The organism is Streptomyces sp. NPDC044003, from assembly GCF_056435185.1.
Map to the genome: position 1 here is coordinate 20919 of NZ_JBWKFA010000019.1, position 20500 is coordinate 41418.

Consider the following 20500-nt stretch of genomic DNA (forward strand, 5'->3'; position numbering starts at 1 on the left):
ATCGCGCCGTTCGTCTTGGTAGCTTGCGGGCGTGGACGATTTCTCCCGCTCATGGACCGCACTGCGCGAGGCCGTCGCCGGTCTCACCGACGAGGACTTCGCCCGGCCGTCGGGCTGCACCGGCTGGCTCGTACGCGATCTGGTCTGCCACCTCGTCATCGACGCCCAGGACGTCCTGATCACCCTCGCGACGCCCGCCGACACCCCGCCGACGCGCGACGCCGCGAGCTACTGGGAGGTCGCCGAGGAGCCGCCGACCGGCGACGACCCGCTCGACGCGCTGACGGTACGGCTCGCCGCCGCCTACGAGGACCCGGCACTGCTGAAGTTCCATCTCGACGATGTCGGCTCTGCCGCCGGACGCGCCGCCGTGCTCGCCGACTCCGGCCTCGCGGTCGTAACGCGCGGCGAGGTGCTCACCGTCGGCGACTACCTCTCCGCGTACGTCCTGGAGTGGACGTTGCACCACCTGGACCTCGTGGCGCAGCTACGAGGCGCGCCGAGGCCGCCCACGGAGAGCCTGGCCGCCGGGCGTGAACTCCTCGAGCGGATCGCGGGCACGCCCTTCCCAACCGAACTGTCCGACACGGACGCGCTGCTCCTGGGAACCGGCCGGCGCACGCCGAGCACCGCGGAACGGGCCGTACTGTCCGGGACGGGCGCGCGGTTCCCACTCTCGCTCGGCTGAACGGGGCACAACGGGTTTACCCATACGGCCGGTTATTCGAAGCGGTCCGCACACTGCCCCATCGCGGGCCCCAGCACCCGCCGTGCGTCCGCCAGTTGGAGCACTCGAGCTCCCCAGGGGAGTCCGCGCCGGTGAACGACTCGACTTGCTCTTGAAGCAATGTGCCCTTTTGGTACGGCAGGAGGCGCGCCGGCCGGCGGCCTGGCATGGGGCGCCGGTGAGGAACCGCCTCACGGCCATCACCGCCATCACCGCCCAAGAAGCGTCGCCCAGCGCCTCCGGCGGGCTATGCGAGGAGAGCCGAGGCCGCGCCTCCATCTCGCCCGTCGCGGCACCCGCCCTCACGGGACGAGCTCACGTTTCTTCGGCCACGGTGTCACCGGAGGACAGGACCGCCCTTCTTCTGCGGTACACCACCACCCCGCACACCGTGAGAAGGAGGGCGGCCACGGCGGACACCCCGACGGCCGTCCGTTCGGCGAAGAGCGTTCGCAGCATTTCGAGTACGCCGAGCCCCGCGGTCGCGTAGATCAGCGCCCAGGCCGCTCCGCCCACGAACAGGGCGGGAAGGTAGCGCGGCAACGGCATGCGCATGCTGCCCGCGAGGAAGTTGGCGGCGGTCTGGAAGCCGACGGTCAGGAAGGAGACGGCCACCACCGGCGCGCCCCATCGCTGGATCGCCCGCTCGGCGCGCAGGAACTTCGCCGATGAGATCCGTCCGGCGAACCTGCTGCGCCGGGCGCCGGTGCCGGCGAGCCATCCGACGGCGAACGTCCCCGCGGCGCGAAGCAGGACGATGACGTACAGGGCTCCGGCCGTGAGCGCGATCTTATCCACGACGCCTCATCCCGGGCGCCGGGCAGCAACTCGCGTCCCCCGGGCGCCCGTGCGGGTGTCCCGCCTTTCCGGGCGCTCTACGCGCGCGAGCTCGGTCACCGTCTCTCACCTGTGCCTCACCTCTGCCCGTTCCGTCGTCTGGGTTCCCGCCTGCCGCACCGGAACCCGACACCCGCGCGCCCCGGTCCACACGCCAAGCAAGGTCAGCCTAACCTAATGCGCATACGGTGGACGGAGGGGAGGGTGCGCCGCGGTCCACCTGGTCAGCGGCGGGAATTGCACCCTGCCCGACGACCGGCTCATTCCGAAGGCGGCCACGCCACCCGGGAGAACTTCCCGAATACATGACGTGTTCGAATGACCTGCTGACAGGGGGTCTCCCTGTCAGTAGCCTGTGTTCGTCATTCCGATCGACTGTTGAAATTTCGAACACAAGGGAGGGGGCGGTCGTGGGACGCCTCGTGCCTGCCGTGACCCGGGCCCTGGACATCCTGGAGCTCTTCCTCGACGGGGACGGAACGCTCTCGACCCCCGAGATCGTGCGCCGACTCCAGCTGCCGCGCACCACCGTCCACGAGCTGGTGACCACGCTGGCCGCCCGCTCGTACCTGGTGCCGGTGCCGGAGCAGCCCGGGCGCTATCGGCTCGGCGTGCGGCCGTACCAGCTCGGCAGCCGGTACGCCGAGCAGCTCGACCTCGCCGCCGAGGGCGGGCAGGTGGCCCGCTCCGTCGCCGAGACCTGCGGCGAGACCGTGCACGTCGCCATCCTGGAGGGCACGGACGTCATCTACATCGCCAAGGTGGACTCCACGCACGCCGTGCGCATGGTCTCCGCCGCCGGCCGCCGCCTCCCCGCGCACTGCACCTCCGTCGGCAAGATGCTGCTCGCCTCGCTCCCCGAGCAGGAGCTGGCGGCCCGCGTCCCCGACGACGCCGAGCTGGTCGCGATGACCCCGAACAGCGTCACGGACCCGGCCGCGCTGCGCGCGGCGCTGGCCGAGGTGCGACGGCGCGGCATCGCCCTGGAGAGCCGCGAATCCAATCCGGACGTCAGCTGTGTGGCCGCCCCCGTGCGGGACCGCTCCGGCCGGGTGGTCGCCGCCCTGTCGATCTCCGTGCCGATGATCCGCTGGAGCGAGGCCCGCCGCGCCGAGCTGGAGGAACTGGCCGTCAAGGGAGCCACCGAGTTGTCGGGGCGGCTGGGCCACCGGAGCCCCGCGTGATCGACGTCGCGGTGCGGGAGTGCGCCGCGCTCGGAGAGGGGCCCACCTGGGACACGGCCACCGGTCGGCTGGTCTGGGTCGACATCCTGGGCTCCCGGGTGCACACGTACGACCCGGCCTCCGAGCGTCGCACCGTGCTGGCCACCGAGCAGCACGTGGGCGCGGCCAAGCCGCGCGTGAACGGCGGCCTCGTCGTCAACCTCCGCGACGGCGTGGGGCTGTACGACGCCCAGGGGGCGTTCAGCTGGCTGCACCGTGATCCGGTGGCCGGCCGCCGGGGCAACGACGCGGCCGTGGCGCCCGACGGGGCGTTGTGGGCGGGCACCATGCGCTACGACGAGGCACCCGGCGGCACCCTGTCCCGGGTGGCAGCCGACGGCACGGTCCGCACGGTCCTCGGCGATGTCGCCGTCAGCAACGGCACCGGCTGGAGTCCCGACGGGCGACGGATGTACTACATCGACTCGCCCACCCGCCGCGTCGACGTCTTCGACGTCGATCCCGAGACCCAACACCCCGTGAACCGCCGCCCGTTGGCCGTCGTCGAGGACGGCGCCGGCTTCCCCGACGGACTGGCCGTCGACGCCGACGGCTGTGTGTGGGTGGCACTGTGGGACGGCGGGGCGGTGCGCCGCTACACGCCGTCCGGGATGCTCGACCGAGTGCTGGACCTGCCGGTGCGCCGCCCCACGGCCTGCGCGTTCGGCGGGCCGGACCTCACCGATCTGTACGTGACCACCGCGCGCACCGGCCTGGACCGCCCGCACCCGCTGTCCGGCTCCCTGCTCGTCGTACCCGGCGCGGGACAGGGTCTGCCCCAGCCGCCGTTCGCCGGCTAGGTGCTCGCCCACGCCGAGGCCGAGGAGCGAATCCGGCAAGCGCGGCTCCTGCCGGGCATCGCCGACGAGCCGGAGTGCTTCGTCATCGATGACTACGTGCTCGACGAGGACGAGTGGACGGACGGCTTCGCGTCCGAGTTCCTGTCTGTCCGTGTCACTCCGCGGCCAAGCTCATCGCGCTGATCCCCTATGTGATCAGCCGAACCAAAGGGTATTTGATCACCCGAAGCAAAGTGCCCCAGGGCCTGTCAGACAGGCCCTGGGGCACCCCCCACCCTCGGCTCCGAACGGGACCCGTCTACGCGCCGACCCTCCGCTTGTTCCACACGTCGAAGCCGACCGCCGCGAGCAGCACCAGGCCCTTGATGACCTGCTGCCAGTCCGTGCCGATGCCGACGAGGTTCATGCCGTTGTTCAGCACGCCGAGCACCAGGCCGCCGATGATGGCGCCGAGCACCGTGCCGACGCCGCCGCTCATCGAGGCTCCCCCGATGAACGATGCGGCGATGGCCTCCAGTTCGAAGTTGAGCCCGGCCTTCGGGGAGGCCGCGTTGAAGCGGGCCGCGAAGACCAGACCGGCGAGGGCCGCCAGCATGCCCATGTTGAGGAAGACCAGGAAGGTGACCTTCCGGTCCCGTACGCCGGACAGCTTCGCCGCCGGCAGATTGCCGCCGATGGCGTAGACGTGGCGGCCGATGACCGCGTTGCGCATCAGGTAGCCGAAGCCGACGAGGAGCGCGGCCAGGATCAGCAGCACCACCGGCGCGCCCTTGTAGCTGGCGAGCAGCAGCGTGAAGATCAGGACCGAAGCGGTCAGCGCGGCGAGCTTCACCGCGAACAGACCGGCCGGCAGCACCTCAAGGGCGTACGCGCTCTGCCGACGCCGGTCGCGTACCTCCTGGCGGATGACCACGGCGATCAGCACGAGGCCGAGGACCAGGGTCAGGTTGTGGTAGTTCGTGCTGGGGCCCACCTCGGGCAGGAAACCGTTGGCGAGCTTCTGCAGGCTTTCGGGGAAGGGGCCGATGGTCTGTCCCTTGAGGAAGACCTCGGTCAGGCCCCGGAAGACCAGCATCCCGGCGAGCGTGACGATGAACGACGGCATCCCGGCATAGGCGATGAGCAGTCCCTGGGCGGCGCCCGCGACGGCGCCGATGGCGAGGCACAGCAGGACCGCGACCGGCCATGGCAGGTCGTGCTGGACCATCAGTACGGCCGCCACACCGCCGACGAACGCGGTGATCGAGCCGACCGACAGGTCGATGTGGCCGGCCACGATGACGATCATCATGCCGATCGCGAGGATCAGGATGTAGCTGTTCTGCAGCACCAGGTTGGACACGTTGCGCGGCAGCAGCAGGTCGCCGCCGGTCCACACCGCGAACAGCGCCACGATGACGCCGAGCGCGATCAGCATGCCGTACTGGCGCATGTTGCGGCGCATGCCGTCGAGCAGCGGCCGGGTGGTGCCCCCCGCCGGGCGTGTGACCGGCTTCGCGGCCGTGACGTCAGCGCTCATCGTCGTTCTCCCTCGTGTCTTCCTCGGTCATGCGGCGCATGGGCACGTCCGTGTCTTCCTCGGTCGTGCGACGCATGAGCGCGTCCGCGCCTTCCTCGGTCTTGAAAGGCATAAGCCCGTCCGTGCCTCCCTCCGTCATGCGGCGCATCAGCACGTCCTGCGTCGCCTCCGCACGGGGCACCTCGCCGGTGAGCCGGCCCGCGGCCATGGTGTAGATCCGGTCGCACATGCCGAGCAGTTCGGGCAGTTCGGAGGAGATGATGATCACCGCCTTGCCCTCGGCGGCCAATCGGTCGATCACCGTGTAGATCTCGTACTTGGCGCCGACGTCGATGCCCCGGGTCGGCTCGTCGAGGATCAGCACGTCCGGACCCGCGAAGATCCACTTGCTGAGGACGACCTTCTGCTGGTTGCCGCCGGACAGCCGGCCCACCGGCTCGAACACCGTCGGCGCCTTGATGTTCATGGAGGTACGGAACTCCTCGGCGACCCGCCGCTCCTCGTGGGCGTCGACGACACCCCTCCGGGCGACGTTGGCCAGGGCGCTCAGCGAGATGTTCCTGCCGATGGTGTCCAGCAGGTTGAGCCCGTAGTGCTTGCGGTCCTCGGTGACGTACGCGATGCCGTGCGCGACCGCCTCCGGGACGGTCCGGGTGCGGATCTCGCGCCCGTCCTTGAGCACCGTGCCGCCCGCGTACCGTCCGTACGAGCGCCCGAAGACGCTCATCGCGAGCTCGGTACGGCCGGCGCCCATGAGACCGGCGATGCCGACGATCTCGCCGCGCCGGACGGACAGCGTGACCCCGTCGACGACCTTGCGCTGCTGGTCGATCGGGTGGCGCACGGTCCAGTCGCGGATCTCCAGGGCCGGTTTCGGACCGGGCTCCCCGATGTACGGGGTGCGGTCGGGGAACCGGTGGTCGAGGTCCCGGCCGATCATGCCGCTGATGATCCGGTCCTCGTCGGTGGCCGGGTCGGCGACGTCCAGCGTCTCCACGGTCCGGCCGTCACGCAGGATCGTCACCGAGTCGGCCACCCGGCGGATCTCGCCCAGCTTGTGCGAGATGATGATCGAGGTGACGCCCTGGTCCTTCAACTCCAGGATCAGGTCGAGGAGTTTGCCGCTGTCCTCGTCGTTGAGCGCGGCGGTCGGCTCGTCCAGGACGAGCAGCTTCACCTCCTTCGAGAGCGCCTTGGCGATCTCCACGAGCTGCTGCTTGCCGACACCGATGTCCGCGACGCGGGTCTGCGGGTGTTCGTCGAGGCCGACCCGGCGCATCAGCCGGGCCGCCTCCTTCAGCGTCTCGTTCCAGCTGACGATCCCGCGCGAGGCCCGTTCGTTGCCGAGGAAGATGTTCTCGGCGATGGACAGGTACGGCACGAGCGCCAGTTCCTGATGGATGATCACGATGCCGTGCCGCTCGCTCGCCCGGATGTCCCGGAAGCGGCAGGTGGCCCCTTCGAAGAGGATCTCCCCCTCGTAACTGCCGTGCGGGTGCACACCGGAGAGGACCTTCATCAGGGTCGACTTGCCGGCGCCGTTCTCGCCGCAGAGGGCGTGGACCTCGCCCCGGTGGACCGTCAGCATGACGTCCGACAGCGCCCGGACTCCGGGGAAGGCCTTGCCGATCGAACGCATCTCCAGGACGGGTCCGTTCATGATCGCCCTCCCGGCTACTTCAGGTCCGCGGCGGTGTAGTAGCCGCCGCCGACCAATACCTGCTCGTAGTTGGTCTTGTCGACGCTCACCGGATCGAGCAGGTAGGCGGGGACGACCTTGCTGCCGTTGTCGTAGGTCTTGTCGTCGTTGACCTCGGGCTTCTTGTCGTGCAGCACCGCGTCCACCATGTTCGCCGCGACCTTCGCGAGCTCCCGGATGTCCTTGTAGACGGTCTGGGTCTGCTCGCTCGCGATGATCGACTTCACCGAGGCGAGCTCGGCGTCCTGGCCGGTGACCACCGGCAGCGGCTTGGTCTTCGAGCCGTAGTCGTCGGACTTGAGCGCGGAGAGGATGCCGATGGATATGCCGTCGTACGGGGAGAGCACCGCGTCGACCCGCTCGGTCTTGTACGCGGAGGTGAGGATGTCGTCCATCCGCTTCTGCGCGGCGCCGCCGTCCCAACGCAGGGTGGTGACCTGGTTGAGCGCCGTCTGACCCGAGCCGACCACCAGCTGCTTCTTCTCGATGTACGGGTTCAGCACGCTCATCGCGCCGTTGAAGAAGTACTTGGTGTTGTTGTCGTCGTTGGAGCCGGCGAACAGCTCGATGCGGAACGGGCCCTTCTTCGAGCCGTCCTTCAGGCCCAGCTTCTCGACGATGTAGGTGGCCTGGAGCTCTCCGACCTTCGCGTTGTCGAAGGAGGCGTAGTAGTCGACGTTCTTCGTGCCGAGGATCAGCCGGTCGTAGGCGATGACCGGGATGTCCGCGTCGGCGGCCTGCTGGAGGACGTTGTTCAGGGACTTGTTGTCGATGGCGGCGACGACGAGGGCCTTAACGCCCTGCGTGATCAGGTTCTCGATCTGGGCGACCTGCTGGTCCGGGTCGTCCTCGCCGAAGACCAGCTTGGTCTTGTACCCCTTCGCCTCCAGGTTCTTGACGACGTTCTTGCCGTCGGCGATCCACCGCTCGGAGGACTGGGTCGGCATCGCGATGCCGATGGTGGCACCCTCGGCACCACCCGAGGTGTCCTTGCCCCCGCCCTCGGCGCTCTGCCCGCAGGCAGCGAGCGCGAGGGCGGCGGTCACGGCCAGGGCACCGGTCACGACGGCTCTGTGGTTGAGCATGGTCATCAGTCCTCGTTCTTCTCGTCGTTGAGATCGAAGCGGTTCAGGAGCCCCGGCAGCCGGGAGCCGAGCGGCGCCATCGCGCCGTCCGCGCCGTGCCGGGCGAGCAGGTCGAGAGCGAGACGGCCGCGCCGCACCCGCTCCCGGGCGGTGTCGAGGGCGAGGGTCCGCAGATGGGTGCCGTACGGATAGATCCCGGGCGCCTTCGAGAGGCCGAACTTCAGATAGATCGGTGCGCCGCGCCGGATCAGCTCGGCGACCTCGTACATCCGCACATAGCCGCCGAGGTCGTCGGGGGCCTCGATGTACAGGTCCATGGGGGCGGCGGAAACCCGCCGGATTTCGGTGAGGTGATCGAGGGTCAGATCGCTCGGCACGTTGATCGAATCGGCTCCCAGTCGCTCGTACACCGCGTACGAGGCGGGGTTGACCGGACCGATCAGCGCGGAGACCTTCAGCGTGGTGTCGGCCGGGATGACGCCCAGGGTCCGGGCCCGGTGCAGCGTCCACAGCACACCCTCATCGGCGACGAGCAGGCACTTGACGCCCAACTCCGTGGCGCGTACGGCGTCTTCGACGCACCCGGCGACGGCGTCGTGGCCGCGCGCCCGCAGCCCGGCCCCCCGCGAGTCGGTGCGCACGGAGCCGCCGATGTCCCAGGTGCCGCGCGGGCCGGTGAACAGGCAGAGCTCGATGCCGCGTTCGTCGGTCGCGGCGACCATCTCGGTGATCTCGGCGTCGGTCAGCATCCACACGCCGCTGCCCTGGCTGATCCGGTGCACCGGCACGTCGAGCCGGTCGGCCTCCGCCAGGACCACGGCCAGCGCCTCGGGCCCCTCGCAGGAGGGGATCTCGGTGCGCCAGCGGCCCCCGCCGGGGAAGGTGTGCGGCGAGGTGTCGGCAGGATCCGGGGCGGGCGCCCCGAGGCCGAGTGCGGCGAGCGCCTGCTCGGCGGGCCGGCGGGCGGTCGGGGCGGAGGTGTCGGTCACAGACTGTCCTTCGTGTTCGAGATATCGGACATGGTTCGGAGCTGTGGGCGTGAGCCGTCCACGTCGGTACGGTGCCGGGTCGAGGGACTCCGGATTACGGCCTGCGGGTTACGGCCTCCGGTTGATGGCTTACGGCCTCCGGGTTACGGCCTCCGGTTGATGGCTTGCGGCTTACGGCCTCCGGGTTCCGGCCTCCGGTTGATGGCTTGCGGCTTACGACTTACGGCCTCTGGCTTACGGCCGCAGCAGCACCTTGCCGACCTTCGGGTCACCGCCCCCCACGAGCGCCATGGCCTGCCCGAAGTCGGACAGCGGCAGCTCGTGCGTGACCAGCGGCAGCGGGTCGAGCAGCCCGGCCGCGAACAGGCGCGTGGCGTGCGCCCAGGCGGCCGGCGGGGCGCCGAACACGGTGTGCACGGTCAGCTGCCGGACGACCAGGGCGGTGGGGTCGAGCCCCTCGGCCCCGGGCGCCGGGATGCCGGTCAGGACCAGGCGCCCTCCGCGCCGCAGCAGGCCGGCGGCGGTGCGGGCGGCATCGGCGGAGCCGGCGGCCTCGATCACCACGTCGAGGTCGTCCGGGAGGTCCTGGTCGCGGGTGCGGAAGTCGGTGGCGCCGAGCCGCCGGGCGAGCCGCTCCCGCTCGGGCCCCACGCCGACGACGAGGAGCCGTGCGGGGGAGGCAGCCGCGAGGAACCGCACCGCCAGCAGGCCGAGGGTGCCGGTGCCGACCACCGCGACCCGCTCACCGGGCCGGGCGCCCGCCCTGAGCACCGCCGCCGCCACGCAGGCCGCGGGCTCCAGGAGGGCGGCCGCGGTCAGGTCGGCGTCGTCCGGCAGGACGTGCAGCAGCCGGGCCGGGAGGGTGAGGGTGGGGGCCATGGCGCCGGGCAGGGTGAAGCCGGTCTCCTCGTACCCGGCGGTGCACAGGGTCGTATCGCCCGCGTGGCAGCGGTCGCAGACCTGACAGTTACGGAACCCCTCCCCCACCACCTTGCGCCCGACCAGTGCCACGGGCACACCGGCGCCGACCCGCTCGACGGTTCCGGACCACTCGTGGCCGGGGACCAGCGGGTAGCGGACGTACCCCTCCGGCCGACTGCCCTGATAGACCTCGCGGTCACTGCCGCACACACCGGCCGCGTGCACCGCCACCAGCGCCTCGCCGGGGCCGGGCTCGCGCGGCACGTGCGGGACGAGCCTGAACGCGCCCGGCTCGTCGACGACGAGGGCCTCGCCGCTCACCGGGTCCCCCGGGGCTTGCGCCGCTCCCAGCCCTCCGACCACAGGTCGAACCGGGCCTGCTGCTGCGGGAACTCGGCGACCGCGTCCACGTCGAGCTCGACACCGAGGCCGGGCGCCTCGGAGAGGTGGAAGCAGCCCGTCTCCGGGTCGACCTGCGGGGCGCCCTTGATCACCTTCTTGATCTCGGCGTCCGCGAAGTCGTTGAAGTGCTCCAGGACCTTGAAGTTCGGGGTGGTGAAGCCCACTTGGAGGGAGGCGGCGGTGAGGACCGGGCCGCCGACGTTGTGCGGGGCGACCATCATGTAGTGGGTCTCGGCGGTGGCGGCCAGCTTGCGGGTCTCCCAGATGCCGCCGATGTGGCCGACGTCCGGCTGGAGGATGTCCGCGGCCTGGTTCTCGAACAGCTCGCGGAACTCGATCCGGTCGTGGATCCGCTCGCCGGTGGCGATCGGCATGTCCACCTTGTCGGCGACCTTCTTCAGGGCCTTGAGGTTCTCCGGCGGCACCGGTTCCTCCAGCCAGGCCGGCCGGAAGGGCGCGAGTTCGTGGGCCAGGCGGACCGCGGTGGCGGGAGAGAAGCGGCCGTGCATCTCCAGCATCAGCTCGGTGTCGGGGCCGATGGCGTCCCGCACCGCCTCGACGAGCGAGACCGCGTACCGGCTCTCGCTGTGGCCGAGCTCGTAGTGACCGTTGCCGAAGGGATCGATCTTCAGGGCCCGGTAGCCGCGCTCGACCACTCCCCGGGCGGCCTTGTGGTACGCCTCCGGAGTGCGTTCGGTCGTGTACCACCCGTTCGCGTAGGCCTTCACACGGTCGGTGACCTTTCCACCGAGCAGCTGCCAGACCGGGACGCCGAGCGCCTTGCCCTTGATGTCCCAGCAGGCCATCTCCACGACCGCGATCCCGGACATCACGATCTCCCCGGCCCGGCCGAAGTCCCCGTACTTCATGCGCCGTACGAGATCCTCGACGGCGAACGGGTCCGAGCCGCGGACATGGTTGACCTCGGCCTCACGGAGATAGCCGAGGAGCGCGTCGGTGTGCCCCAGCATCCGGGTCTCACCGACCCCGGTGAGTCCCTCGTCGGTGTGGACCTGGACATAGGTCAGATTGCGCCACGGCGTTCCGACGACGTGCGTGCTGATTCCCGTGATCCGCACAGCGGTTGACTCCCTGCTGTTCGAGATTTCGTCATGCGTTCGAAATTCTGGCGTGACAGTAAGGAGGCCGCACTGGGGTCGTCAAGAGGTCGTACGGGACCGGCGTACGGACGGGCATGCGGGACGGGCGAATGGCGTACGGGACCGGGGTATGCGACGGGCGAACGGCGTACGGGAGCGGGGTACGAGACCGGGGTACGCAACGGGGGTACGGGGCAGGCGATAGGCGTACGGGACCGGGGTACGCGACGGGGTACAGGGCAGGCGATGGGCGTACGGGACCGGCGTGCGGGCGAACGGCGGGCTGGGATCCGGGCCTGCCAGACCTCGCGCCGGCCGCGGCCAGGATCGGGACCCGGCCCTGCCACCACCGTCCTGCTCTCGTCGGGCTCCGTCGCCCTCTGAGCCAGGAGGCATCATCGAAGGTGAGGAGAGCATCGGCACCATCGACGAGGAGTGGCGATGAGGTTGTCGTTCCTTGAGCCCCTCTACGCAGAGCCGGGCCCGTACGTCTCCGTCTACCTGGACACCTCCCGGAACATCGAGCATCCCGAGCGGGCGATCGCGCTGCGCTGGCGGCGACTGCGCGAGAGCCTGTCCCGTCAGGGCGCGGACCGGGGGCTGCTGAACGTACTGGAGGAGGCGGTCGGCACCGACACCGAGGTGCCCGGGGTACACGGCCAGACCCTCTTCGCCGCCCACGGCACGCTCGTCCTGAACGGGGAGCTGCCCTGGCCGCCCGAGCACGACTCCGCGCGCTACAGCACCCTGCCGGACGCGATGCCCCTCGTCACCCAGCACGTTCCGGAGATCCCTTACATGGCCGTGGTCGTCCACTACGGGGGCCTGCCGACCGCCGAGACCCACGGCTGGGTGACGCTGGAGGCGGAGACCGGCACCTGGCCCGTGTCCACCGTCACCCCGGGTGAACGCCTGCACCGCAGGGTCGCGGTGGCGACCTGGCACCGCACCGCGCTCCGGCTCGGCCACCGGCTGGACGAGCGGGCGCGGCGCGCCCATGCCGACGCCGCCGTCGTGGGCGGCGACGAATGGGCGTGCAACGTACTGATCCGGCGCCTGCCGCACACCCTTCGTGACAAGGTCGTACGCGTGGGCGGCCGGACCCCCACCGACACCGGGCGCGCGTTGCTTGAGCCGCAGCTCGACGTCGTCTTCCGCGGTCACATGGCCGCGCACGACCGGGAACTCGTGGACATCTTCATCGGTCGGCGTGCCCTGGACGGACCCATGACGGAAGGGCTGGCCCCCACCGTGGCCGCCCTCCAGCGCGGCCAGGTGGCGGCCCTGCTGCTGAACCACCCGCCCGCGTCCTCGCTGCGGCTCTGGACAGGCTCGCAGCCCACGCAACTCGCCCTCAGCGAGGCGGAGCTCACGTCCTTCGGCGTGCGGGCCCCGCGTGAGGAGCGCGCCGACGAGGCCCTCGTCAGGGCCCTCGTCGGCACGGGTGCCGAACTGGTCGTCGTACCGGAGAGTGAGCTGAGCCTGCACGAGGGTGTGGCCGCCCTGCTGCGGTACACCGACCCCGGAACCCCGTCCTGACGCCGGCAGCGACACGCTCAGCGCCGATAGGTCCCGACCAGAGTGCCCGAGGCCAGTTCCCTGCCCTTCAGGGCACGGTGCACGTCCTCGACGCCCGGGTGCTCGTGCAGCGGCAGCGGCTCGGACAGGGCGTACAGGCGGAAGAAGTAGCGGTGTGTCCCGTGGCCCGGTGGGGGCATCGGCCCTCCCCATCCGGCCCGCCCGAATCCGTTGGGCCAAGCCTGTCCGCCCTGGGGTGTCCCGCCCTCCGCCACCCCTGTGGTTCCCGGATCGATGCCGGTCACCAGCCAGTGCAGGAAGGTCGTCCCCGGCGCGTCCGGGTCCTCGCAGAGGAGCACCAGCTCCGTGGCCTCCTGGGGCACCTTCGACCAGGTCAGGGGTGGTGAAACGTTCTCTCCCTCCCCGCTGTGGCGACGGGGGATCTCGGATTTGTCGTCGAACGCGGTGCTGCTGAGTTCAATTCCGCTCATGCGCGCGGCCATACCCGCGGGCGACGGCGTCGGCACAGGTCCGGGCCGAAATCCCCCGTTCGGCCGAGCCCACCCGCATCACCCCGGAGACGGGGCGAGAATGGCGGTGTGCCGACAAGGATCCTGCTCGAGGGCCGCCCCGGCGCGGGCAAGACCACTGCCCTCCGTCGGCTGGCCGAGCTGCTGCCCACCCGCCCGGCCACCGGCTTCACCACCGAGGAGATCCGGGTGTCCGGCGCCCGGGTCGGATTCGCCCTGGAGACCCTGGCGGGCCGACGCGAGGTACTCGCCCATGTCGACCTTCCCGGTCCGCCGCGCGTGGGGAAGTACGGCGTCGATTTGAGCGTCATGGAACGGCTCGCGCTGCCGGCGCTGCGGTCGACGGCGACGGAGACGACCACGGCCACGGCCACGGCGGAGTGGGCAGGGCGCCTGGTGCTCATCGACGAGCTGGGGCGGATGGAACTGGCGTGTACCGCGTTCCGGGACGTGGTCGATGCCCTCTTCGTCGCAGAGGTCGACGTCGTTGCCACCGTCCCTGCGCACCACGATCCGTTCACCGACGCCCTCAAGCAGCGCGCCGACGTCGAGGTCGTCCACCTCACTGCGGCAAACCGGGACGCCCTGCCCGAGGAGCTCGCGGCCCGGCTGCAGAAGCCTGGGACTCCTCAAGGGCCTCACGCTCACGACAAGGCCTGGGGCGAAAGTCGATCTCGGGGAGACTAGGGTCCTGGCTGTCGGCTTCGTGCAGGCAGGGGGAGGGAATCGTGGACGCTCACGTACGGACGCGCGTTTCGGTCTACGCGATCGCGGTGGAGGACGACCGGCTGTTGTTGATTCGGCTCTCGGACGCCTCGCCCGTCTTCGCACCAGGACTCTGGCACCTGCCGGGCGGTGGAATCGACCCGGGCGAGCAGCCGGTGACGGCCCTGACCCGCGAACTCCTGGAGGAGACAGGGCTTGAACTCACCGATGCTCGACTGCTCGACGCCCGGACCTACGCAGCGCGGCGCAATGGAGTGAGCTGGAGCCTCACGGCGTTGTTCTACTCCGTCTCCCTCAAGGGCGGGCCGCCGACGGTCACCGAGATCGACGGCTCCACCGACGCGGCGGCGTGGATTCCGCTGGCCGACCTGCGGGACGACGCCTCGCTGTCACCAGCAGCCGCCGACGCCCTCCGTATCCTTGAAGCGACTGAAGTCCCGGTCCTCAATGGCTCGTTGAGTACTGCGACCAGCGCAGTCGACTCGTAACGAACGACCGCCTGAACCCGACCACCAAGGGCTCGGACGTTTCCCCCGCTGGACTCGCCATCGAGTCCCACCTCGCGGTCGAGCAGGATCAGAAGCCGATGCCACTCGTGATCACCAGCCGGGCCCGAGCAGGAACCCCTTCACCCCGTCCGCTCGTCATGTCCATGGGAGTTGTCAAAGATCCAACGCCCTTTCGCTCTTCACCACCGAGGTCCGAGGAGATCCATGGTCGACACCGTCAACTCACTGGCCGCCCGTGTTCACGAAGTGCTCGTGGCGATCCTGACCAAGGGCCCCGCCGCGGTGGGCACCGCAGGTCTCCACGACATCGTCGCGCGCGCCACGGCGCTCGGACCCGACGGCACCTGGCTCGTCGCCGCGGGCCATGCGAGCCTCGGCGAACTGGCCAGTGTGCACGGACAGACGGACCAGGCCATCTTCCATCTCGACGCCGCGGTGGCAGCCGGCTACAACGACTGCGTTGCGCTCCACGTCCCGCCCATGCGTCCGCTGCATCACGACCCCCGCTTCCGAGCCGTGTACGAGCGGATGCTCATCACCCAGGCCGACCTCGACGAGTTCTTCTGGCTGCACCAGGAAATGCAGATCATGTCGCAGGACGCCCAGCAGGCGAGCGTCGACAACATCGGCCGTCTCGACACCGGGGTGTCGCCGCTCCCCCAGGCCCCCATGCCGACCCGCGAACCGAACACCCTCGGCGTCCTGATCACCCGCATCGATCTCGCCGCGGTCCAGACCGCACTCCAACAGGTCGTCCTGAAGGCGGAGTTCCAGCGCAGTTCCGGCAATACCAGCCTCAGTCTCATAGACGACACGTGGGACTACCCCCGTGCCAGGCGCGACGCCTGGGACGCCGACGAGCTGGACTCCCGGCGCCTGCGGGCCGCCGAGGCCCGCGCCTTCGTCGAACGCCCCCGCGCAAGCACCGTACTCACCCCCTGCCCGCCACTGGGCTCGATCACCTACCCGGCCTGAGGAGGGCCGCACTGGCACGGCGGCCTGTGAGACTTCCGCACTGGCACGGCAGCCGGTGGGACTTCCGCACCGGCTGCCGGCCGCCGTCCGCGTTTCGCGCACCGCCGCCCCTTTGTCCGTACGCGCATCCCTTTGTCCGTACGCGCATCCCTTTGGCCGTACGCGCCACCCGCAGCCCACACCGGCGCACACCCACGCGGGCGCGCCGCACTCGCCTTCCGCATGCGAGTGCGGCAGGGATGCGGGACGCGGCGGGCTGACTCCAGTACGTCGGAGAGGAGCGTCAGCCCTTCGCTCGCCCGGCGATGCCGTCGAGGACCCGGTCGAGCCCCCAGGCGTACTGCTCGTCGGAGACGAACTGGGCGATCGCGTCCGCCGCCTCGGCCGTACGGGGGTAGCGGTCGGCCGGGACGGCGCGGAGCTGCTCCCGGCGGGTCGCGACCCGCTCGGCGACCGGCGGGGGCGCTGCGGGTGAGGGGAGTTCGGCGGCCTCCAGGGCGATCGCCCCGAGGACCTGGACGATCAGCAGGTACGAGGCACGCGCCGCCTCCGTCGGGTCGAGACCGGCATCCGTGAGGACCATGAGGAGGGCTTCGCCGAGCGCGAGGGCGTGCGGTCCGTCCATCGGGCCGGAGAGCAGCAGGTGGACCGCGCCCGGGTGGGCGAGCAGACGGTGCCGCAGGTCGGCGGCGAGCGTGTGGATGCGGTCGCGCCAGGGCGTGTCGCGGGCAGTGAGGGCCGCGAGGTCCGTCTCGCCGAGCAGGTGCTCGACGACCGCGCGTACGACCGCGGCGCGGTCCGGGAAGTACGTGTAGACGGCGTTCGGCGCGAGTCCCAGCTCGGCAGCGATGCCCCGGATGCTCACCGCGTCGGCGCCTCGGGCGCCGAGCAGACGCATGGCAGCCGCGACCACCTCGTCCTCGCCGACAGCCCGCTTCCGGCCCCGCTTCGCCGGCGGCGTGTCCTGTGCCATCCGTTCGCCTCCTTGCTTGTCCTGACCCGACACCTTGACGATCCATTTTTGCACGGCGTACATTAATTGCACAGCGTACAGAAATTGGAGGTGATCCCATGCGTGTCTCCCTGCGCGACCCCAGACGCCCCGCCTTGCGCGTCTGGATCCGATGGACGGCCGGTTTCCTGGCGTTCCCGATCGCCGGACTCGCCGGCCGCGCGGCGGCCGGTCCGGTCGACGACGCGATGAGCGCCCTGGTGGGCGGGGTCGTGACGGGGGCGGTGATCGGTGCCGGGCAGGCGCTTCTCTCCTCCGGCCGGCTGAGCGCGCCGCGCTGGTCCGCGGCCACCGCGGCCGGCAGCGGGCTCGGCCTCCTGCTCGGCGCCGCCCTGGTCGACTACCGAACCGATCTCGGTTCGCTGGCGCTCATGGGCGCCGTCGAGGGTGTCCTGCTCGGCGTGGCCCAGGCCTGCGCCCTGCCGCACACCGCCCGCCTGCCGTGGCTCTGGGCGGCGGCCATGCCGGCCCTGTGGGCGGCAGGCTGGACGGTGACCACGCTCGCGGGTGTCGGCGTGGACGCACGGTTCACCGTCTTCGGCGCCACCGGCGCCCTCACCTTCTCCGCCCTCTCCGGCATCCTGCTCCACAGACTCCTGCCCACCACCCTCCCCGGCCGGACCACCGGCTCGGACTCTCTCCGCGAGGTCGACGCATGAAGCACACCACCCCACCCCGTCACGTGGTCTTCGGCTCCGGCGCCGTGGGCACGGCCGTCGCCGAGGCGCTCGCGCGCCAAGGGGAGTCCGTCCGCGTCGTCAACCGGTCCGGCCGCGCGGACGTCCCCGCCGGTGTCGAGGTCGTCGCCGGCGACGCGGCCGATCCCGCGTTCACCACCGCCGTCGCGGCCGGCTCGGCCGTCGTCTACCAGGCGCTCAACCCGCCGTACCACCGCTGGCAACAGGAGTTCCCCGCGCTCCAGGCCGGCGTGCTCGCCGCGGCCGAGGCGGCCGGTGCCCGCATGGTCTCGATGGACAATGTGTACAGCTACGGGCCGCCCGGGGGCCGCCCGTTCACCGAGGAGACCCCCGACGCCGCCACCACCCGCAAGGGCCGGCTCCGGGGCCGGATGGCCCGGGACCTGCTCGCCGCGCACAAGGCCGGGCGCGTGGAGGTCGCGATCGGCCGCGCCTCCGACTACTTCGGGCCGCGCGGCGGTGCCCAGTCCAACCTCGGCGACCTGGTCTTCCCTGCCCTGCTGGCCGGGCGTACCGCCACCGTCCTCGGCGACCCGGATCAGCCGCACACGTACACCTTCATCCCCGACATCGGCGAAGCACTTGCCCTCCTCGGCCGCCACCCCGACGCCCCGGGCCGCATCTGGCACCTCCCCAACGACCCACACACCCGCACCACCCGCGAGCTCGTCGACCTGGCCCACCAGGCCACCGGCCGCCCCGGCGCCGCCCGGCTGCGCCGGATGCCGACGTTCGCCCTGTACGCGATGGGCGCGGTCAACCGCACGGTGCGCGAACTCATCGAGATGCAGTACGAGTTCGCCGAGCCGTTCGAGGTCGACTCGAGCCTCATCCGGGACCGGCTCGGCGCCGTCGCCACCCCGGTCGAGGAGGCGATGGAGCGGACGGTGGCGGCATACCGAGCCCTCAGAAAGTGAGCAAGCCCGCAGGGACAATCTGTGCTCAACACCGGTCGCCGCTGAGCAGGTGACTCACTGTCAGCGCCCCCGATTAGGGTGCCCACCATGGATATGGAACTGCTGACCGAGTCCCTCTCAGGTTCCTGGGAACTCACCCGTTCGGCGCGTGACGCGCTCGTGGAGCAGGGAGACGCTGTCGTCGGGGCGGTGCTGGACGTGCTCTGCGACGAGCAGTCACCCGTCGACTGGACGGTCCCGGCGGACGTGCTGTGCCGGATCGGGGAACCCGCTCTCCTGCCCTTGGCACAGGCAGCCGCAGCCGCGGACTCGCCCGAGATCGCGAGAAGGGCCGGGTGGGCGCTGGGACGGCTCAAGGTCGACGATCCGGCGGTCTACGAACCACTCCTGCATCATGCGCACCCGCGGGTTCGGAGCGATGCTCTCTTCGCCTTCCAGACCCGCGGTGAAGAGGCGGTGCGTTTCGTCGACCGGCTTGTCCCCTTGCTGGGCGACCCCGAACCCGAGGTCCGGCAGCGAGCGGTCTGGGCATTCGAGGCAATCGGCACTGCCGCCGTGCCCAGCCTGCGCCGCGTTCGCCGCCGGCCCGCATCCGGCCCCAGGGTGCGCGCCGGCGCGCTCGAAGCCCTCGCCGCAATCTCGGGCCCCGACGGTCTCGACTCCAAGGACCGGGACGCCTGGCGTCGGCTGACGAGGATGAAGCTGCTGGCCGAGGTCCCGGAGGGCATGCACCTGTGCGGGTCCTGGTACGCGGTGCCGACCACTGACCAGGACGCCGTACTCAAGGCGTTCGATCTCGGCAGCCCACAGCCGGTCACCCTTCGGACCGGCGCGGCGGCCTGGAACCAGGACCACCACGACGGGGACCGGACCCATCCGCACGCAGCCTGTTCCCGTGTCTTCGTCAGTCCCGCCCTGGACGGCTGGACGCTTGTCTTCGGCGACTCCTCCCAGGACACCCACCGCATCGAGGACGCGGACGACGAGGACGAGGACGGGTCCCTTCCCCTCGTCGTGAGACAACGGTGCACCGACCTCAGCCTTCGCTTCGGGTCCGCCCAGTGGTACGGAATGAACTGCGGCGACGGCTGGACCGCCTGGTGCATCGCCGAAGACGGAGAAGTCGTACGTCATTACGACGCGGAGGACGCCGAGGAGAACGGCGACGATGAACCCCCGCACCCGGCCGAAGCCGGCTACCTCCTGCCCCATGAGGACGGCTTCCCCGACGACGCGTTCGACGACGTGAACACCTCGGACTCCGACGCGTTCACCGCCCGGTACAACCAGGTCAAGGAAGAGCTCAAGATCCCCGACACCTGCTACGCGAACGACATCGCGGCGCGGTTGTCGGTCGACCCCGGAGCACTAGGAGTGCACACCGAGACCTCGGGCCACGGGGTCCTCGCTCTCACCGCATGCGGCCGCGAACACGGTCACCCCGCCGGGGCGCTGCCCGTGTGATCCTTCGGCCCTGCGACAGGCCGACCGGGGAGACGCCGGGACCATCGGCGATCGCGGGGTGACGAGTTGTCAGTGGCGGATGCTTGGATGGTCGGGCCGCGCAGGGAGGCGCGGCCCGACCAGGGGGGTCCAGGACTTGCCGTTCATCGGGCAGTACGCGAAGAGCAATGGAACCGTGGTTCGCGGGCATTGGCGGGCGCCGCCGGGGACAGCGAAGCAGACGGCAATCGCTGTGGGGATCGTGGTGGCCGTGGCCGTGTTCGGGAACACTGGCGCCTCGGCGGGCGGCGGGGCGAGCGCGGAGCCGTTACCCGGTCCGCGGTCCTCGCCCCAGGTGACGTATCCGATCAAGCGGCCCGGCTGGGACAAGCCCGTTCCCCGCTCGACTCCTACGGTGAAGTTCCCAATACCGTGGCCGGGCGGATCGAAGCCGGTTTCGCGGCCGGCGCCGACGGTGTCGTATCCGATCAAGTGGGACCGCAGCGGAAGCGGTCGGTGAGCCGTCGAGTGCCTGCGAGGCGGCGGCCTGGCCGTCGGCGGTCAAGCAAAGCGGTCGGTACTGAACAGCGCATCGCCTTCGGTGGCGTCCTGCCCATCGGGTGAGCGGTGTTCGAAAGGCCGGAGGCCGGTCGGGCTGGAGCGGCAAGGGGCACACCCAGCACTGGACGCCGGGCTCACCGAGCCCGGGAGGGGTGACTGAGCTGCTCGAGACGTGCCGAAGTGACCCGATGACTGTCACGACGCCATCTGGTCCAGGCAGGATCTGAGGTGCCCCAGGGCCGCCGCAGCCCACTGCGATTGCGCACTGCGGACCTGAGGGACCACGTCACTGGGCAAGCCGGTGGTGCC

At 70.7% G+C, this 20500-nt stretch carries 20 protein-coding genes; 11 read left to right on the top strand and 9 right to left on the bottom strand.

Annotated elements, in window-relative coordinates; all coding sequences use genetic code 11:
* The first annotated feature begins 31 nt into the window (after positions 1-31).
* Positions 32-688 (top strand): maleylpyruvate isomerase N-terminal domain-containing protein, encoded by a 657-nt coding sequence (locus tag AC07AW_RS39555; RefSeq protein WP_478820311.1) that lies wholly within the window; start codon positions 32-34, stop codon positions 686-688.
* Positions 689-1042: 354 nt separating this feature from the next.
* On the opposite strand, the gene AC07AW_RS39560 is transcribed toward AC07AW_RS39555, so the two are convergent.
* Entirely contained in the window at positions 1043-1525 is a 483-nt protein-coding gene (locus AC07AW_RS39560) for a DedA family protein (protein ID WP_478820312.1), read from the bottom strand.
* A 449-nt stretch (positions 1526-1974) separates the two neighbouring features.
* On the opposite strand from AC07AW_RS39560, the gene AC07AW_RS39565 reads away from it, so the two are divergent.
* Genes AC07AW_RS39565 through AC07AW_RS39575 form a run of 3 tightly spaced genes read left to right on the top strand, consistent with a single transcriptional unit; the run spans position 1975 to position 3770 of the window.
* A complete protein-coding gene (locus AC07AW_RS39565) occupies positions 1975-2748 on the top strand; it encodes an IclR family transcriptional regulator (protein WP_478820313.1) in 774 nt (257 codons plus the stop codon).
* Positions 2745-3587: an SMP-30/gluconolactonase/LRE family protein gene (locus tag AC07AW_RS39570; protein ID WP_478820314.1), complete on the top strand. Its 843-nt coding sequence runs from the start codon at positions 2745-2747 to the stop codon at positions 3585-3587. The genes AC07AW_RS39565 and AC07AW_RS39570 overlap by 4 nt, the downstream gene beginning before the upstream one ends.
* Positions 3588-3770: a hypothetical protein gene (locus AC07AW_RS39575; protein WP_478820315.1), complete on the top strand. Its 183-nt coding sequence runs from the start codon at positions 3588-3590 to the stop codon at positions 3768-3770.
* 115 nt (positions 3771-3885) lie between these two features.
* Here the strand turns inward: AC07AW_RS39575 and mmsB are convergent, their stop codons facing one another.
* The 6 genes from mmsB to AC07AW_RS39605 form a co-directional block, all read right to left on the bottom strand.
* Positions 3886-5106 (bottom strand): multiple monosaccharide ABC transporter permease, encoded by a 1221-nt coding sequence (mmsB, locus tag AC07AW_RS39580; protein ID WP_478820316.1) that lies wholly within the window; start codon positions 5104-5106, stop codon positions 3886-3888.
* On the bottom strand, positions 5096-6766 hold the full coding sequence (gene mmsA, locus AC07AW_RS39585) for a multiple monosaccharide ABC transporter ATP-binding protein (RefSeq protein ID WP_478820317.1): 1671 nt from the start codon (positions 6764-6766) through the stop codon (positions 5096-5098). The genes mmsB and mmsA overlap by 11 nt, the downstream gene beginning before the upstream one ends.
* 14 nt (positions 6767-6780) lie before the next feature.
* A complete protein-coding gene (gene chvE / locus AC07AW_RS39590; protein ID WP_478820318.1) occupies positions 6781-7890 on the bottom strand; it encodes a multiple monosaccharide ABC transporter substrate-binding protein in 1110 nt (369 codons plus the stop codon).
* A gap of 5 nt (positions 7891-7895) precedes the next feature.
* Complete coding sequence (locus tag AC07AW_RS39595; RefSeq protein ID WP_478820319.1) at positions 7896-8879, bottom strand: hypothetical protein; 984 nt, start codon at positions 8877-8879, stop codon at positions 7896-7898.
* 234 nt (positions 8880-9113) lie between these two features.
* Complete coding sequence (locus AC07AW_RS39600; protein ID WP_478820320.1) at positions 9114-10121, bottom strand: zinc-dependent alcohol dehydrogenase; 1008 nt, start codon at positions 10119-10121, stop codon at positions 9114-9116.
* The gene (locus AC07AW_RS39605) at positions 10118-11281 is read right to left on the bottom strand and encodes a mandelate racemase/muconate lactonizing enzyme family protein (protein ID WP_478820321.1); all 1164 of its coding nucleotides are present in this window, start codon (positions 11279-11281) and stop codon (positions 10118-10120) included. The genes AC07AW_RS39600 and AC07AW_RS39605 overlap by 4 nt, the downstream gene beginning before the upstream one ends.
* A 462-nt stretch (positions 11282-11743) precedes the next feature.
* Between AC07AW_RS39605 and AC07AW_RS39610 the strand changes: the two genes are divergently transcribed.
* A complete protein-coding gene (locus tag AC07AW_RS39610) occupies positions 11744-12841 on the top strand; it encodes a baeRF2 domain-containing protein (protein WP_478820322.1) in 1098 nt (365 codons plus the stop codon).
* A gap of 17 nt (positions 12842-12858) precedes the next feature.
* On the opposite strand, the gene AC07AW_RS39615 is transcribed toward AC07AW_RS39610, so the two are convergent.
* A complete protein-coding gene (locus AC07AW_RS39615; RefSeq protein ID WP_478820323.1) occupies positions 12859-13311 on the bottom strand; it encodes a YbhB/YbcL family Raf kinase inhibitor-like protein in 453 nt (150 codons plus the stop codon).
* A 108-nt stretch (positions 13312-13419) separates the two neighbouring features.
* On the opposite strand from AC07AW_RS39615, the gene AC07AW_RS39620 reads away from it, so the two are divergent.
* The 3 genes from AC07AW_RS39620 to AC07AW_RS39630 all read left to right on the top strand — a co-directional run bounded on the left by AC07AW_RS39620 (position 13420) and on the right by AC07AW_RS39630 (position 15560).
* Positions 13420-14037 carry a nucleoside-triphosphatase gene (locus tag AC07AW_RS39620; protein ID WP_478820324.1) on the top strand — a complete coding sequence of 206 codons (618 nt, stop codon included), beginning with the start codon at positions 13420-13422 and terminating at the stop codon, positions 14035-14037.
* A 41-nt stretch (positions 14038-14078) separates the two neighbouring features.
* Positions 14079-14564: an NUDIX domain-containing protein gene (locus AC07AW_RS39625; RefSeq protein WP_478820325.1), complete on the top strand. Its 486-nt coding sequence runs from the start codon at positions 14079-14081 to the stop codon at positions 14562-14564.
* A gap of 225 nt (positions 14565-14789) precedes the next feature.
* Entirely contained in the window at positions 14790-15560 is a 771-nt protein-coding gene (locus AC07AW_RS39630) for a hypothetical protein (RefSeq protein ID WP_478820326.1), read from the top strand.
* 283 nt (positions 15561-15843) lie between these two features.
* Here AC07AW_RS39630 and AC07AW_RS39635 read toward each other — a convergent pair whose 3' ends face one another.
* The gene (locus AC07AW_RS39635) at positions 15844-16533 is read right to left on the bottom strand and encodes a TetR/AcrR family transcriptional regulator (protein ID WP_478820327.1); all 690 of its coding nucleotides are present in this window, start codon (positions 16531-16533) and stop codon (positions 15844-15846) included.
* A 98-nt stretch (positions 16534-16631) separates the two neighbouring features.
* Here AC07AW_RS39635 and AC07AW_RS39640 point away from each other — a divergent pair, with 98 nt between their 5' ends.
* From AC07AW_RS39640 to AC07AW_RS39650, 3 genes are all read left to right on the top strand, one after another.
* Positions 16632-17231: a hypothetical protein gene (locus tag AC07AW_RS39640; RefSeq protein ID WP_478820328.1), complete on the top strand. Its 600-nt coding sequence runs from the start codon at positions 16632-16634 to the stop codon at positions 17229-17231.
* Entirely contained in the window at positions 17228-18187 is a 960-nt protein-coding gene (locus AC07AW_RS39645; protein WP_478820329.1) for an NAD-dependent epimerase/dehydratase family protein, read from the top strand. The genes AC07AW_RS39640 and AC07AW_RS39645 overlap by 4 nt, the downstream gene beginning before the upstream one ends.
* An 87-nt stretch (positions 18188-18274) precedes the next feature.
* Positions 18275-19651: a HEAT repeat domain-containing protein gene (locus AC07AW_RS39650; RefSeq protein WP_478820330.1), complete on the top strand. Its 1377-nt coding sequence runs from the start codon at positions 18275-18277 to the stop codon at positions 19649-19651.
* Positions 19652-20500: the final 849 nt, after the last annotated feature.